This window comes from Bacillus cereus group sp. MYBK195-1 (assembly GCF_051916605.1).
GTDB classification, from domain to species: Bacteria; Bacillota; Bacilli; order Bacillales; family Bacillaceae_G; genus Bacillus_A; species Bacillus_A cereus.
Window position 1 is genome coordinate 225130 of the sequence record NZ_JBQAGZ010000002.1, and the last position, 15597, is coordinate 240726.

A 15597-nucleotide genomic window follows, 5' to 3' on the forward strand; every position below is an offset into this window, starting at 1 on the left:
CTATTTACAAGAGAAAATAATATTATATGCAAAAATGCATAATAAAAAACACTGCTTGTATTCTAGATTACAGATTAAATGGAGTGTTGGGTTTCAATTAATATTTGAGTGGAACTTAATGCTAATTTTTTATGCTTAACAGTATGCATATATCATCGTTTATTAAAGTCATAATTGATAAACCTTGTTCAGAGGACGCTCTTCCTGCTGAGCTACAGAATCTTCAAAAGGGAAAGTATAAGCGATTATGCTAGTAATGTATGAAGGAATAATGATGAGAAGCGAATTCAGTAGAAATTAGTCTTTGGATGTAGTGGTTATATTATTTACGATACCAATCCAAAGGACCTTCAGCACTCAAATCAACAAGAAAAGGGAGTAAGAAATGTAAAGGTAAGCTTATAAGTTCTGGCATAGCGTTCACCGTTTTCTTTGATAGATATTGTCTCATAAAACAATACGGACAATCCTTCTCAAATGTCACGAGTATTGCCCATACATCTTTTATTGTCCACTTCGTTTTACAATACGTACAACGCGTCATGAGATTCCTCCTCATTTTAAGTTTTCTTCTAATATACTCCATTCCATTGTAAGAAAGTCATTTGTATTTAGTGTGGTAAAATGTAAGTTATTTTATTTTTATGTGAATCTATTTAGTCATTTATGATCAATTACATATCATTTGATATTTTTGCAGAATGATAGATTTTCAGTTTCAATATGCCAATTGGCCAATATATCCTTTTTACAATTTACTGAAAATCATGTATAACAGAGATACATGATTATTTTATCTCGCTATTTGCGGGCAGTAAGATCCCTTACCTCGAAATTCAGCAAAAGTAAAGAAGTTAGGTTCGGGTCGGAATGCCCGTAAAAGTCCGATTCGTGAGGGTTGATGAAAGTGTCACTTTATAAATATTCAGAAGTAGAGGGAGAAAAGTTGTAATGGTAAGAAAAACGTTCAAGATGCGCGTGTCTAAAAATAGAACGATTTCGATTAATGGATCGATTCTTGATGTGGATGTTACACATGATGAATTTTTACAAGAGTTTGTTGAGTGGGTTGATTCTAAAGGTTGGTCGTTTATGGGAATAACAGATGAGATTACGCCCGAGGAAGCTAGTCAAAAGTTAATAGATTCGTTGATTGATGAGAAGGATAAGAAAGAGTAATTCCTTCTTATTTTTATTGTATATTTATGTTCTTTATCGTAAAAGTATGATATAGTAAAAAATAGTGAAAATTCTTCCAATATAATACAAATTACATATGATTGGTAGATTTATTATTTTGTTAAGGAGTAAATGGAAAAGGGAGAGTCATATGGTAAATTTTAAGAAAATTTTGGTTTTTATTACAGTTATTTGTTCGTTTTTTTTGACGCCCATAACATTGCGTGCTGAGACGAATATTGGAGTAAATCCAGAACAAGTTGCACCACCACCTGCGGAAGGACCGAATGTTTTTAGTCAGTTTGCAACGACAATTGATGCAAAAACAGGAGATGTTTTGTATGACAAAAACGCATATCACCGCGCATTTCCTGCTAGTACGACGAAGGTGTTAACAGCGATTTTACTCATGGAGCATACAAAGCCAGAGGATCAATTTACATTTTCACAATTAGCATTAGATCAAGAGAAGAGTAATTATCAAATTGAGTTTCAACCTGGAGAGACAATTAATAGAAATACTGCGCTTATGATTTTAATGGTGCTGAGTGCGAATGATGTGTCGTATGCGATTGCGGAGCGGATTGGCGGGAGTGTTGAGAATTTCGCTAATATGATGAATGAGAAAGCGAAGCAATTGGGGGCGAAAGATAGCCACTTTGTAACACCGAATGGATTGCATGATCCGAACCATTATACGACGCCGTATGATATGGCTATGATTACGAAGGGTGTGCAAAAGTATCCTGAAATTTTACAAGCGATGAATACGAAAAGAACGACAGTTACGACGTCTAGGCAGACGGTGTCTATTTTTAATAAATCTAATTTTTTTGAAAATCCATATAGCATTGGCGGTAAGACAGGGTTTACGAATGAAGCACGTAATACACTTGTTTTATTAAATGAGAAAGATGGAAATCGTATTATAAGCGTAGTAATGGCTTCTCAAAGACCTGAAATTTATGAAGATTTGAAGCAGATGGCGGAATATTCTTTCGGTCAATTTACGAAGCAAATGGTGCTTGATAAACATAATTGGCATCAAAAAACAACATATTTAAATAAAGATGTTAATTCTGAGTTGGAACAAAGTGCGGAGCTTATGCTTAAGAAAGATGAAGGGAAAAATGTGAAAACTATTTTCCGGGCGGCTTCATTAGATAAAGAATCTTTATATCATAAAGGAATACATCGTGGTGAGGTAGTTGGTGCAGTTGATATTACGAAAAATAATCAAACAATTGCGACGGTAAATGTTCTTTCAACAGAAGATGTCACTTTTACGATGCCTAAAAAAGATACAACTATGCCTGAAGTAAAAGACTCAAATGTGAAAGTAATAAGTGTTGGGATAGGTGCGATTGTATTATTTGGAGCAATTTTATATGTAGTGTTGCGCCGAAATACAAAAGGAATGAAATCAGAAGGTAAATAAATTACTAATAAAAAGACTGTGTAAAATTTTGGCACAGTCTTTTTTCTATATTTTAAATAACTAATAATTGTAAATTTTCTTATTGCAATAATTTGAAGTTCGTTATATCATTTACTTGTGTTCTTGTTAAAGAACGCAAGTGGATATTGTATACTTCAAATAATATAAAACAACGGAGAGGGAGAGAGACGATGAAATTAATATGGAAGATAATTAGCAACGCGATCTCATTTGTTTTATTTGCATTGATGGTTTTTTTAGCTTTTGTAGTTATTTCTTCAAAAGCAAGCGGTGGTGATCCGACAGTGATGGGATATCAATTTAAGAGCGTTCTTTCAGGATCAATGGAGCCGACGTTTTTAACAGGATCAATCATTGCAATAGAACCAAACAAAGATGGTTCCAAATATCAAAAAGGTGATGTTATTACCTTTAAAGAGAAAGATCAAAAAATTATCACTCACCGTATTATCGGTGTGAAAGATACAAATGGAAAAGTAATGTATGAAACAAAAGGGGATAACAACAACGGACCAGATTTAGAGCCAGTACTTGCAGAAAATGTAGTTGGAAAGTATGCAGATATTACAGTTCCGTATGTTGGTTATTTACTGAATTATGCGAATTCTAAAACGGGAGCAGCATTGCTTCTTATTATTCCAGGAGTCTTTTTACTTGGTTATTCCGCGATTTCTATTTTTGGCGCTATTCGTAGCATTGATGGAGAAAAGAAAGATAAAAAAGTAGAACAATCTGTCTAGTTCGTTTGGTTATACTTTCCTTTTAGGAAGTTAACAAATATATATTAAGGGGATATGGACATGACTTTAAAGAAAAAATTAGGAATGGGTATTACATCAGCAGTATTAGGAGCAGCGTTAGTTGGTGGAGGAACATTTGCATTTTTCAGTGATAAAGAAGTGTCAAACAATACATTTGCGGCTGGAACACTGGATTTAGCATTAAATCCATCAACAGTTGTTAACGTATCGAATTTAAAACCTGGGGATACAATTGAAAAAGAATTTAAACTAGAAAATAAAGGCTCTTTAAATATTAAAAAGGTTCTACTGAAAACAGATTATAATGTAGAAGATGTAAAGAAAGACAATAAAGATGATTTTGGTAAACATATTAAAGTAACATTCTTAAAAAATGTAGATAAGCATGAGACAATTGTGAAACAAACTACTTTAGATAAATTAAAAGGTGACACACTTACAGCTGTAGATAATGATTTATCGGCTTGGTTCTGGGATGAAAAAGGTATTTCAGCAGGTAAATCTGATAAATTCAAAGTGAAATTTGAGTTCGTTGATAATGGAAAAGATCAAAATCAATTCCAAGGCGATAAGTTACAATTAAATTGGACGTTTGATGCACAACAAACAGCAGGTGAAGAAAGATAATAAGAAAAAGGGCTATCACATGGATAGCCCTTTTTCTATTTTTCTAGTATTTGTCTATCAATTTTAATAGTTCTTTACTATAATATAGATAATGTTCTGTATAAAGAACGCAATGTTCGATGGGAGAGATTAAGATGCTGAAAAGACCGCGTAATTTTAAAAAGATGCTTATATTGCCGTGTATGTGTTCTATTACGTTTTATTTAGGATCTCAAATTATGACGCATACAGAAGCGGCGTTCATTCATGAAACGAAAGTAGAAGCGACGCTTTCTACAGCAATCATATTTCCGAAAACAGTTAATACGTTAAAAGAGCAATCTGAGAAACATAAACAGTTTATTGAGCGTGAGTATGGAACGATGAAGGGAAAATCGAAAGCAACTTCTATTGAAGAAATAAAACAGGCGATTTCTGTATGGCAACAAGGGCGTGAGAAAATTGTTGCTGAGAAGGAAGCCCTGCAAAATGTATATACTGAAATAGAAGCTCCTTACAATCAAATACAAGAAGAATTAAAGGTAAATAAAGATGAGTCGATGCAGCAAGTGTCCATATATGTAAATGAAGGCTTCCGCAGTATCAAAGAGAAGCGTGACTATATTGAGAAAGAAATTAGCTTGAAAGCTATTGATGAGCAAATTCAGGCTCTTCAGCAACAATTAAACGTTGCAATTGAAGCGGAAGGACAAAAGAAAGCAGAAGAACAGAAGAAAGCCGAAGAACAAAAGAAAATAGAAGAACAAAAGAAAATAGAAGAACAAAAGAAAATAGAAGAACAGAAGAAAATAGAAGAACAGAAGAAAATAGAAGAACAGAAGAAAGTAGAAGAACAGAAGAAAGTAGAAGAACAGAAGAAAGCAGAGGAACAGAAGAAAGTAGAAGAACAGAAGAAAGCAGAGGAACAAAAGAAAGCTGAAGAACAGAAAAAAGTAGAAGAGCAAAAGAAAGCGGAGTAACTGCTTTAGTGAAACAGCCGGAAAACAAGAATGTGGTGTAAGAGAGAGTGAACGAATAAGCAAGACTAGTAATATTTATACGAGTGTGAGGGAACGTTAGCCCTCACCTCTTTGTTTTTCTTTTTTCTTATAGTATTAAATGATTTGAGTGTGAAAAAAGTTATAAATTATCATTGTTTTTTTCTGAAAAGTCTAAATGATATTGAGAAATAAAAATAACTGAAAATATTAATAAATATGTGTTGTGTTTATATAGGATCGTTCGTTATAATGAACATAAGGTTTTTAAAAAAGAACGCATATTAGCTAAGCTAATATAGTTTTCTTTACATCTCTTATTGAAAAATAAGTGATAAAAATATAAAAAAAAGCTAGGGGGAATTGATTGTGAGTCTGAAAAAGAAATTAGGTATGGGAGTTGCATCAGCAGCATTGGGGTTAGCTTTAATTGGTGGAGGAACATTTGCATTCTTTAGCGATAAAGAAGTATCAAACAATACATTTGCAGCTGGGACGTTAGACCTTACATTAAACCCTAAGACGCTTGTAGATATTAAAGATTTAAAACCAGGGGATTCTGTTAAGAAAGAGTTCTTATTACAAAACAGCGGTTCGTTAACTATTAAAGACGTTAAATTAGCAACAAAGTATACTGTTAAAGATGCAAAAGGTGATAATGCTGGTGAAGACTTTGGTAAGCACGTTAAAGTAAAATTCCTTTGGAACTGGGATAAACAAAGTGAGCCTGTATACGAAACAACTTTAGCAGACTTACAAAAAGTTGATCCAGATCTTTTAGCTAAAGATATCTTTGCTCCTGAGTGGGGAGAAAAGGGTGGATTAGCAGCTGGTACAGAGGATTATCTATGGGTACAATTTGAATTTGTAGATGATGGAAAAGACCAAAATATCTTCCAAGGTGATACATTGAATTTAGAATGGACATTCAATGCTAACCAAGAAGCTGGGGAAGAAAAATAATAAAAAAGCGGGTATTCCCGCTTTTTTTTATAAAGAAAAAGAAGTGCTGGTTGTAAGCACTTCTTTCTATTATTATTTTTGATTTTGCTTCCACTTTGTAAATTCAAGAAATTCACGAAATTGTTCTTTGGAGACACCAGAGTTCATTGCATCTTTAACGAGTTGTGTCCATTCGGAGTCTAGGTTAGTTTCCTTTGTTGTTTCATCATGAAGTAAAGTATCAACTGGAATTTGTAGAACTGCTGCGATCTTTTCAAGAAACTGAATGGAAGGGTTTTTTTGTAAATTTCGTTCTATAGAACTAATGTAAGATTTAGCAACGCCAGCTTTTTCGGCAAGTTCAGTTAATGAAATCCCTTTTTGTAAACGAAGGCGTTTTATACGTTCTCCAATCATATTTGCGCACCTTTCTATCAATATGTAGTTGTCTTATGATGTCATTATTATAACATAAACTTCGTTAAAAAGAACAAACCTATTGAGCCTGACTGGATGGCTTCATACGTTGGAAAAATTGCTCGATGTCTTGCATGGCGATACCAGCATCTAGAGCTTCAAGTATTAAATCAATCCATTCTTGATCCAGTGCGTCTGTCTTATCTTTGTACAAATGTAATTCCTCCCTAATTATCGGTCATAATTGCTGCTACAGAATACGTGATAATGCAATCCGCTTTTGTGTTTTATATAGTGAATTATCAAATATTGTGTAGATGAAACAAAGATAAAATCCCCATTAAACTCCCTCTATGGAAATTATAAATTGTTCGATAAAAACTTTCAATATTTTCAGAAAACATTGTTGAATTGTGATATATTCGTATGCTAACTATGAAATTTTTACAAATATATTAAAAACATTACATAATATGACTAAATATTGAAAAAATATTGAATTTTTAATAAAATTCAATTTGTAATACATATTATTTATTAGGGGAGGAAATAAGGGATGAACAAGAAACCGTTCAAAGTTTTGTCATCAATCGCATTGACAGCTGTATTAGGCCTTTCATTCGGAGCTGGCACTCAATCTGCATATGCTGAAACGCCTGTGAATAAAACAGCTACGAGCCCAGTTGATGATCATTTAATTCCGGAAGAACGTTTAGCAGATGCATTAAAAAAACGTGGGGTAATTGATTCGAAGGCTTCAGAGACAGAAACAAAGAAAGCAGTCGAAAAGTATGTAGAGAACAAAAAGGGTGAAAATCCTGGGAAAGAAGCAGCGAATGGGGACCAACTTACGAAAGATGCATCCGACTTTTTAAAGAAAGTGAAAGATGCGAAAGCAGACACGAAAGAAAAATTAAATCAACCAGCAACAGGCACACCTGCAGCGACAGGCCCAGTTAAAGGCGGTCTAAATGGTAAAGTACCAACTTCTCCAGCGAAACAAAAAGACTATAACGGTGAAGTTCGTAAAGACAAAGTACTCGTTTTACTTGTAGAGTACGCTGACTTTAAACATAATAATATCGACAAAGAGCCTGGATATATGTATTCTAACGATTTTAATAAAGAACATTATGAAAAAATGTTATTCGGCAACGAGCCATTCACATTAGATGATGGAAGTAAAATCGAAACGTTTAAACAATATTACGAAGAGCAATCTGGTGGTAGTTACACAGTGGACGGAACAGTTACAAAATGGTTAACAGTTCCTGGTAAGGCGGCTGATTACGGTGCAGATGCTGCTAGCGGCGGCCATGATAATAAAGGACCAAAAGGGCCACGTGATTTAGTAAAAGATGCTTTAAAAGCAGCTGTAGATAGTGGTATTGATTTATCAGAGTTCGACCAATTTGATCAATACGATGTAAATGGTGATGGAAATAAAAATCAACCAGACGGTTTAATCGATCACTTAATGATTATTCATGCGGGTGTTGGACAAGAAGCAGGCGGTGGTAAATTAGGCGATGATGCAATTTGGTCGCACCGTTGGACAGTTGGACCAAAGCCATTCCCAATTGAAGGTACACAAGCGAAAGTACCATATTGGGGTGGAAAGATGGCAGCATTCGACTACACAATTGAACCAGAAGATGGAGCGGTTGGTGTATTCGCACATGAATATGGTCACGATTTAGGTCTTCCAGATGAGTATGATACACAATATAGTGGTCAAGGTGAGCCGATTGAAGCTTGGTCTATTATGAGTGGCGGAAGCTGGGCTGGTAAAATCGCTGGAACGACGCCAACGAGTTTCTCACCACAAAATAAAGAGTTTTTCCAAAAAACAATCGGTGGTAACTGGGCAAATATCGTAGAAGTAGATTACGAGAAATTAAATAAAGGTATCGGTCTAGCGACATATTTGGATCAAAGTGTTACGAAATCTAACCGTCCGGGTATGATTCGTGTTAACTTACCAGACAAAGATATAAAAACAATTGAGCCGGCATTTGGAAAACAGTATTACTACAGCACAAAAGGTGATGATCTTCATACGAAGATGGAAACACCACTGTTCGATTTAACAAATGCAACGACTGCAAAATTTGACTTCAAATCATTATATGAAATTGAAGCAGAGTATGATTTCCTTGAAGTACACGCTGTAACGGAAGATGGTCAACAAACGTTAATTGAAAGACTTGGTGAGAAAGCAAATAGTGGAAATGCAGATTCGACAAATGGAAAATGGATTGACAAATCATATGATTTAAGTCAATTCAAAGGCAAGAAAGTAAAATTAACATTTGATTACATTACTGATGGTGGTTTAGCATTAAATGGATTCGCTCTTGATAATGCTTCATTAACAGTAGATGGTAAAGTAGTATTCTCTGATGACGCAGAAGGTACACCACAATTAAAATTAGATGGTTTCGTTGTATCTAACGGAACAGAGAAGAAAAAACATAACTACTATGTTGAGTGGAGAAACTATGCTGGGGCAGATAACGCGTTGAAATTTGCTCGCGGTCCAGTATTTAACACTGGTATGGTTGTATGGTATGCAGATTCAGCTTATACAGATAACTGGGTTGGTGTACATCCAGGACACGGTTTCCTTGGTGTAGTTGATTCTCATCCAGAAGCAATTGTTGGTACTTTAAATGGTAAACCAACAGTTAAGAGTAGTACACGATTCCAAATCGCTGATGCAGCGTTCTCATTCGACAAAACGCCAGCTTGGAAAGTCGTATCTCCAACGCGTGGAACATTTACGTATGATGGCTTAGCAGGCGTACCAAAGTTTGATGATTCTAAAACGTATATTAATCAACAGATTCCAGATGCAGGACGTATTTTACCGAAGCTTGGTTTGAAATTTGAAGTAGTAGGACAAGCTGATGATAATTCTGCAGGTGCTGTTCGTTTATATCGTTAATACAGTAAAACTACCGAGAGATTTTCTTTCGGTAGTTTTTTTGTGAGCAATGAATTTTATATAGCTGAAAAAGTCATATATAATGTAACCTTAAGAATAGAGATTTGTTATATATGAAGTCTATATAAATAATGAAAGAATTGGATAAAAATAGTGGGAGAAGGTGAGTGAATGAGTATTTCCTCTATTGTAAGTAGGCAAAAGGAATATTTTTTAAAAGGGCATACGAGAAGCATCGAAATGAGAAAGAATAATTTGAAGAAGCTTTATGAAGGCATTCAGCGTTTTGAAGAAGAAATATTTCAGGCATTGAAATTAGATTTAAATAAGTCAGTTCACGAGTCGTTTACAACGGAAGTTGGATATGTATTAAAAGAAATTTCCTTTCAATTGAAACATATGTCATCGTGGAGTAAACCGAAACGAGTTCGAACAGCACTCACTCATTTTGGATCAAAAGGAAAAGTAGTGCCAGAACCGTATGGTGTGACGCTTATTATTGCACCGTGGAACTATCCTTTTCAATTAGCAATTGCACCACTTGTAGGAGCACTGGCAGCTGGAAACACAATCGTTTTAAAGCCGTCAGAGTTAACGCCAAGCGTTTCAAAAGTGCTTAAGAGAATGTTAGATGAATTATTCCCAGAAGAGCTTGTAGCGGTAGTAGAAGGTGGCGTTGAAGAGAGTACATCTTTGCTGAGGGAACCGTTTGATTATATTTTCTTTACTGGTAGTGTTGGAGTTGGAAAAGTTGTAATGGAAGCAGCAGCGAAACAGTTGACGCCGCTCACTTTAGAACTTGGCGGGAAAAGTCCTTGTATTGTACATAAAGATGCAAAGATAGAGATGACAGCAAGAAGAATTGTTTGGGGTAAGTTTTTAAATGCAGGGCAGACGTGTGTAGCGCCTGATTATATGTATGTGCATTCTTCCGTGAAAGAAAAGCTAATTGAGGCACTGCGACATGAAATTACAGAGCAGTATAGTAAAGAACCTTTGCAAAATGAAAATTATGTGCGTATTGTAAGTGAGCGTCATTTTGAACGATTATGTGGATTTTTACAAGATGGTCAAGTCGTAATTGGTGGAAACTATAAGAAAGATACATTACATATTGAACCGACAGTACTAGCGGATATTACATGGAAAGATACTGTTATGGAAGATGAAATTTTTGGTCCGATTTTACCAATCATAGAGTACGACAACATAGAAGATGTAATTGGCACAATCCAGCAACATCCGAAGCCGTTAGCGTTATATGTATTTTCTGAAGATAAAGAAGTACAAAAGAAAGTGACGAGTAATATTTCATATGGTGGAGGCTGTATTAATGATGTTGTCTATCATCTTGCCACGCCATATTTACCTTTTGGTGGTGTTGGAAGTAGTGGATTAGGGGGTTATCATGGGAAAGAAAGTTTTCGGACTTTTTCACATTATAAAAGCATTTTAGGCCAATCTACAGCATTCGACATGAAAATTCGTTACTCTTCTACAAAAAGTGCTTTAAAATTCATACGAAAGTTGTTAAAATGATGATGGTGTTTATCAGTAGGCGTAGCCGTATGATAATAGCCCCTTCGCAATGGAAGGGGTTTTTCTGTTCGACGTTATGTATCATGCGAAAATGAATCCAACATACTACATAAAGAATAGAAACGAACGCTTGTTAAATAACCATTTTTGTTTGGATCGAAACAAAAAATAGTCTATAGAACATAAATATTTATTCATGAATATAAAAATTAAAAATTTAAGGTAGATAGGACGGGAAAATGAAAAAGATTATTAAAGTTGAAGCAGTTGAAAAACATTTTGGAAATCAAGTGATTATCCCACCTCTTTCTTTAGATATTAAAGAGGGAGAGTTTTTAACAATTTTAGGGCCGAGTGGCTGCGGGAAAACGACTTTACTTCGTATGATCGCAGGATTTGAAACTCCAACTAAAGGGAATCTTTTATTAGATGATGAAAGAATTAACGATTTGCCGCCATATAAGCGTCATATGAACCTAGTGTTCCAACATTACGCACTATTCCCACATATGACAGTAGAGAAGAATATTTGTTTTGGTATGAAAATGCAGAAAGTATCAGCAGCAGAGCAGAAAGAGCGTGCTGAAGAGGCAATGCGTTTAACGCAGTTACTTGAGTTCCGTAATCGTAAACCTGCGAAGCTTTCTGGTGGACAACAGCAGCGTGTTGCAATTGCAAGAGCGATTGTAAATAATCCGCGTGTATTACTATTAGATGAGCCACTTGGAGCGCTTGACTTTAAGTTACGAAAAGACTTGCAACGTGAATTGAAAAACTTACAACGTAATTTAGGAATTACGTTCATATACGTAACGCACGATCAAGAAGAAGCAATGAGCATGAGCGATCGTATTGTAGTTATGAATAAAGGACATATCGAACAAATCGGAACACCGAAAGAAATCTATAATAAGCCGAAAACATTGTTCGTTGCGACATTCATCGGTGAAAATAATATTGTGAAAAACGGGGAAGGCTATGTAGCAATTCGCCCTGAAAATGTAAAAGTACGTTCGGTTGAAGAGTCAATTTTAAAAGAATACCATCTTGGACATATTGAAGATATCGAGTTTGTCGGAAATATGGAGAAGCTTTATGTACGTGATGAGAAAACATCAGAATTACTAATGGCATATCAAACTGCTGAAGAGGCAGCGCAGTGGAGCATTGGAGATAATGTATATGTAGGCTGGGAGCAAGAGGACGAGGTGACCTTAAATTGAAAAAAGGGAAATTACTCGCACTACCTACAGTCGCGTGGCTGTTAATTTTCTTCCTAACCCCGCTCGTATTCGTATTAGGATTCGCCTTCATGCAGCGCGGAGCTTACGGGACAGTAGAAATGCAATTTACGCTGGAGAATATATCCCGTGTGTTTGATCCATTGTACTTAGGAACGTTATGGGAAACTGTTAAAATCGCAGTTATTACAACAGTAATATGTTTATTAATTGGCTATCCGTTTGCGTATACAATTACAATTGTTGACCGCAAATACCGCTCTATTCTTTTATTATTGGCAACGATCCCGTTTTGGATTAACTTTCTTGTTCGTTCATACGCATGGATTGTTATTTTACGTTCACAAGGTCTTGTGAATACGTTGTTATTAAAGCTTGGCATTATTAGTGAACCGTTAAATTTATTATATAATACTCCTTCTGTAATACTCGGAATGGTCTATTCTTTATTACCATTTATGATTTTACCAGTGTATGCAGCAATTGAGCAGCTGGATAAGCGTAAGCTAGAAGCGGCTTATGATTTAGGAGCAACACCAATAAAGGCATTTTGGAATATAACAGTGCCGATGACGATGTCAGGAATTGCGACTGGTTCTATTTTAGTATTCGTTTCTTCTATCGGAATGTTTGTTGTATCAGACGTGATGGGCGGATCGAAAGTAGCATTAATCGGAAACGTTATTCAAAATCAATTCTTAGGTGCACGTGACTGGCCATTTGGATCTGCGTTATCGATTATCGTTGTTCTATTCTCTGTTCTGTTAATTTACTTATATTATCGTGCAACGAAAGTATATAAATATAATGAGAACGGAGGGGAATAGGCAAAGATGAAGAAGTTTTTAGTTTCTTATTCTTGGTTAATTTTGTTATTCTTGTATTTTCCAATGATGGTTTTAATGGTCTATTCTTTCAACGACTCTCGCATTAATGCGGAGTGGGAAGGTTTTACATTCCATTGGTATACAGATTTATTTCAAAAACAAGATGTTATTGATGCATTTGTAAATAGTATTACGATTGCAGTTATAACAACGATTGTGACAACGGTACTTGGTGTATTCTTTGCAATTGCTTTACATCGTTATAAATATCGTTTCGAAGGGGCTATTAATGGCCTTGTATATTTACCAATTTTAATTCCTGATATTTTAATGGGATTATCTTTACTAATTCTTTTCAGCCAGTTAGGAATGGAACTTGGACAAACAACGATTATTATTGCACATATTACATTTAGTATTTCGTTTGTTGTTGTTATTTTAGCTGCGCGTCTTTCAAGTATGGGACGTGACTTAGAAGAAGCTGCAAATGATCTAGGAGCAACGCCTTGGCAAACGTTTCGTTATGTAACGTTCCCAGCAATTGCACCGGGAGTTATTTCGGCAGCATTATTAACATTCACATTATCAATTGATGATTTTGTAATTAGTTTCTTCGTATCAGGACCAGGATCAACAACATTGCCACTATACATTTACAGTATGGTTAAGCGCGGAGTATCACCAGAAATTAATGCTCTTTCTACAATTTTAATTGTTGCTATCGTAGGATTAATGGTTCTATCTGAAATCTTCCGGAACAAAGGTGCAGATGGTGAAGAAAACTCTGGAGGACACCTTCCTTTATAATACGAACGATATAGAAAGTACAAGGGGGTAATAAACCGATGAAATTAATGAAAAGAATAGCTGGCGCAGCAATTAGTTTTAGCCTTGTTGCTGGTGTGCTTGCTGGTTGTGGTGAAAAGAAAGAAGAATTAAATATTTATAGTTGGGCTGACAATTTTGATGAGCAAGTGCTAAAAGATTTTGAAAAGAAATATAATGTGAAAATTAACTATGACAAGTACGCAAGTAATGAAGAAATGCTTGCGAAATTACAAGCTGGTGGCGCAAAGTATGACTTAATCCAGCCGTCGGATTACATGGTTAAAACAATGGCGAAAATGGACTTATTAGCGCCGTTAGATAAAAAGAATATCCCGAATATCGAAAATATGGTTTCTAATTTCAAAACACCTGCGTTTGATCCAGAGAATAAATATTCTTTAGTGTACACTTGGGGTGTAACAGGGATTGCATACAATAAAAAGTATGTGAAAGAAGCACCTACAAGCTGGGCGGACTTATGGAATGAGAAATATAAAGGACATGTAACGTTACTGAACGATTCTCGTGAAGTATTAGGAGTGGGTCTTAAGAAGCACGGGTTCTCAAACAGTACGAAAGACGATACACAATTAAAGACAGCAGCAGATGATTTAAAGAAGCTGCTTCCAAACTTATTAGCATTTGATACAGATAACATTAAACAAAAATTCATTACAGAAGATGCTTGGATCGGAACAGTTTGGTCTGGAGATGCAGCATTTATCGCAAAAGATAATAAAGATGTAGAATATGTTGTACCGAAAGAAGGCGGCACAATTTGGGCTGATACGTTAGCAATTCCAAAAGGTGCAAAACATAAAGAGCTTGCTGAGAAATTTATGAACTACTTACTAGATGAAAAAGTAAGTGTGAAAAACTACGAGTCAATTGGTTACAGTAATCCAAATGAAAAAGCTCATCCTCTTCATAGTAAAGAATACCGTGATAATCACATGATTTTCTTAACGAAAGAAGAGTTAGATCGTACAGAATGGCTTGTTGATGTAGACGATAAGTTAAAAGACTATGATCGTTACTGGACAGAGCTAAAAACAAAAGGTAAATAAGTAAGGAAATGCGGTTTCTAAAGTAGAAATCGCATTTTTTCATAGTAGGAGGAAATCGTTTGAAGAAGAAGTTACATCAGTATGAGGTAATGTGTATCGGTTTGTTATTTGCTGTATTTGGTATTGTTGCTTGGCGCGTACATGCAGGTGGCGTTACAGTGATGGATACATATGTCCGTGGATTAGTAAGAGGGCTACAAACGGAAAGTTCTCTTATATTTTTCTCGTACTTTACAAAATTGGGATCAGCAATTGGGATAGTCGCTACGCTCGTTATAAGTTTGCTTGTTTTTTGGAAGAAGCGTTATTATGCTGCGATGATTGTATATCCAATGGGAATTTTAATAACACATCTTGTGAATAAAGGGATAAAAGAGATTGTAAAGAGAGAACGTCCGTCATTAAATGAAGCGCTAGATGCACTTGGATATAGTTTTCCTAGTGGACATGCAATGCTATCGATTATGACATTTGGATTTCTTACTTATATCATTGCTGCTAATTTGAAAAGCGTAGCTGGGAAATGTGTCACAACGATTTTGATGGGTATAGTAATTCTATCGATTGGATTAAGTAGAGTCATTTTAAATGTACATTACCCAACTGATATTTTAGCTGGTTACTGCGTAGGTGGTATTTTGTTAATTATCGCGATTTACTACCATCGTTTACTTACTGAGAGATTAGGGCTTAATAAAGAGAGATAGAAAAACGTCTGGAAAAACTATTATTATAGTTTTTCCAGACGTTTTTTGTTTATATCAAGATGTGATACAGTATAAGTGA

Annotated in this window: 16 protein-coding genes; 13 read left to right on the top strand and 3 right to left on the bottom strand. The window is 35.3% G+C overall.

Annotation, left to right across the window (positions count from 1 at the left end):
* Positions 1 to 322 precede the first annotated feature (322 nt).
* A complete protein-coding gene (locus ACTFRY_RS10775; protein WP_000196288.1) occupies positions 323 to 544 on the bottom strand; it encodes a hypothetical protein in 222 nt (73 codons plus the stop codon).
* Positions 545 to 951: 407 nt separating this feature from the next.
* On the opposite strand from ACTFRY_RS10775, the gene ACTFRY_RS10780 reads away from it, so the two are divergent.
* The 6 genes from ACTFRY_RS10780 (at position 952) to calY (ending at position 5966) form a co-directional block, all read left to right on the top strand.
* Positions 952 to 1179, top strand: a complete 228-nt coding sequence (locus tag ACTFRY_RS10780; protein WP_000251856.1) for a hypothetical protein — start codon at positions 952 to 954, stop codon at positions 1177 to 1179.
* Between the two features lie 151 nt (positions 1180 to 1330).
* Entirely contained in the window at positions 1331 to 2617 is a 1287-nt protein-coding gene (locus ACTFRY_RS10785) for a D-alanyl-D-alanine carboxypeptidase family protein (RefSeq protein WP_098616850.1), read from the top strand.
* Between the two features lie 191 nt (positions 2618 to 2808).
* Entirely contained in the window at positions 2809 to 3378 is a 570-nt protein-coding gene (gene sipW, locus ACTFRY_RS10790) for a signal peptidase I SipW (RefSeq protein WP_000767793.1), read from the top strand.
* Between the two features lie 60 nt (positions 3379 to 3438).
* Positions 3439 to 4026, top strand: a complete 588-nt coding sequence (locus ACTFRY_RS10795; protein ID WP_000172854.1) for a CalY family protein — start codon at positions 3439 to 3441, stop codon at positions 4024 to 4026.
* Between the two features lie 134 nt (positions 4027 to 4160).
* Positions 4161 to 4985 (top strand): DUF4047 domain-containing protein, encoded by an 825-nt coding sequence (locus ACTFRY_RS10800; protein WP_440032343.1) that lies wholly within the window; start codon positions 4161 to 4163, stop codon positions 4983 to 4985.
* Positions 4986 to 5372: 387 nt separating this feature from the next.
* On the top strand, positions 5373 to 5966 hold the full coding sequence (gene calY / locus ACTFRY_RS10805; RefSeq protein ID WP_000053713.1) for a biofilm matrix protein CalY: 594 nt from the start codon (positions 5373 to 5375) through the stop codon (positions 5964 to 5966).
* 72 nt (positions 5967 to 6038) lie between these two features.
* Here calY and ACTFRY_RS10810 read toward each other — a convergent pair whose 3' ends face one another.
* Positions 6039 to 6362 (bottom strand): helix-turn-helix domain-containing protein, encoded by a 324-nt coding sequence (locus tag ACTFRY_RS10810; protein ID WP_000578885.1) that lies wholly within the window; start codon positions 6360 to 6362, stop codon positions 6039 to 6041.
* 79 nt (positions 6363 to 6441) lie between these two features.
* A complete protein-coding gene (locus ACTFRY_RS10815; RefSeq protein WP_000276219.1) occupies positions 6442 to 6576 on the bottom strand; it encodes an anti-repressor SinI family protein in 135 nt (44 codons plus the stop codon).
* Between the two features lie 342 nt (positions 6577 to 6918).
* Here ACTFRY_RS10815 and inhA1 point away from each other — a divergent pair, with 342 nt between their 5' ends.
* From inhA1 to ACTFRY_RS10850, 7 genes are all read left to right on the top strand, one after another.
* Positions 6919 to 9309, top strand: a complete 2391-nt coding sequence (gene inhA1, locus ACTFRY_RS10820; RefSeq protein ID WP_016117439.1) for a M6 family metalloprotease immune inhibitor InhA1 — start codon at positions 6919 to 6921, stop codon at positions 9307 to 9309.
* 171 nt (positions 9310 to 9480) lie between these two features.
* Positions 9481 to 10848, top strand: a complete 1368-nt coding sequence (locus ACTFRY_RS10825; RefSeq protein ID WP_044795467.1) for an aldehyde dehydrogenase — start codon at positions 9481 to 9483, stop codon at positions 10846 to 10848.
* 239 nt (positions 10849 to 11087) lie between these two features.
* Positions 11088 to 12071: a spermidine/putrescine ABC transporter ATP-binding protein PotA gene (gene potA / locus ACTFRY_RS10830; protein ID WP_000720336.1), complete on the top strand. Its 984-nt coding sequence runs from the start codon at positions 11088 to 11090 to the stop codon at positions 12069 to 12071.
* Positions 12068 to 12916: a spermidine/putrescine ABC transporter permease PotB gene (gene potB / locus ACTFRY_RS10835; protein ID WP_000715501.1), complete on the top strand. Its 849-nt coding sequence runs from the start codon at positions 12068 to 12070 to the stop codon at positions 12914 to 12916. The genes potA and potB overlap by 4 nt, the downstream gene beginning before the upstream one ends.
* A 6-nt stretch (positions 12917 to 12922) precedes the next feature.
* A complete protein-coding gene (gene potC / locus ACTFRY_RS10840; RefSeq protein ID WP_000714192.1) occupies positions 12923 to 13723 on the top strand; it encodes a spermidine/putrescine ABC transporter permease PotC in 801 nt (266 codons plus the stop codon).
* Positions 13724 to 13761: 38 nt separating this feature from the next.
* A complete protein-coding gene (gene potD / locus ACTFRY_RS10845; RefSeq protein WP_098616848.1) occupies positions 13762 to 14811 on the top strand; it encodes a spermidine/putrescine ABC transporter substrate-binding protein PotD in 1050 nt (349 codons plus the stop codon).
* A 59-nt stretch (positions 14812 to 14870) separates the two neighbouring features.
* Positions 14871 to 15518: a phosphatase PAP2 family protein gene (locus tag ACTFRY_RS10850; RefSeq protein WP_141536591.1), complete on the top strand. Its 648-nt coding sequence runs from the start codon at positions 14871 to 14873 to the stop codon at positions 15516 to 15518.
* The last annotated feature ends 79 nt before the right edge of the window (positions 15519 to 15597 follow it).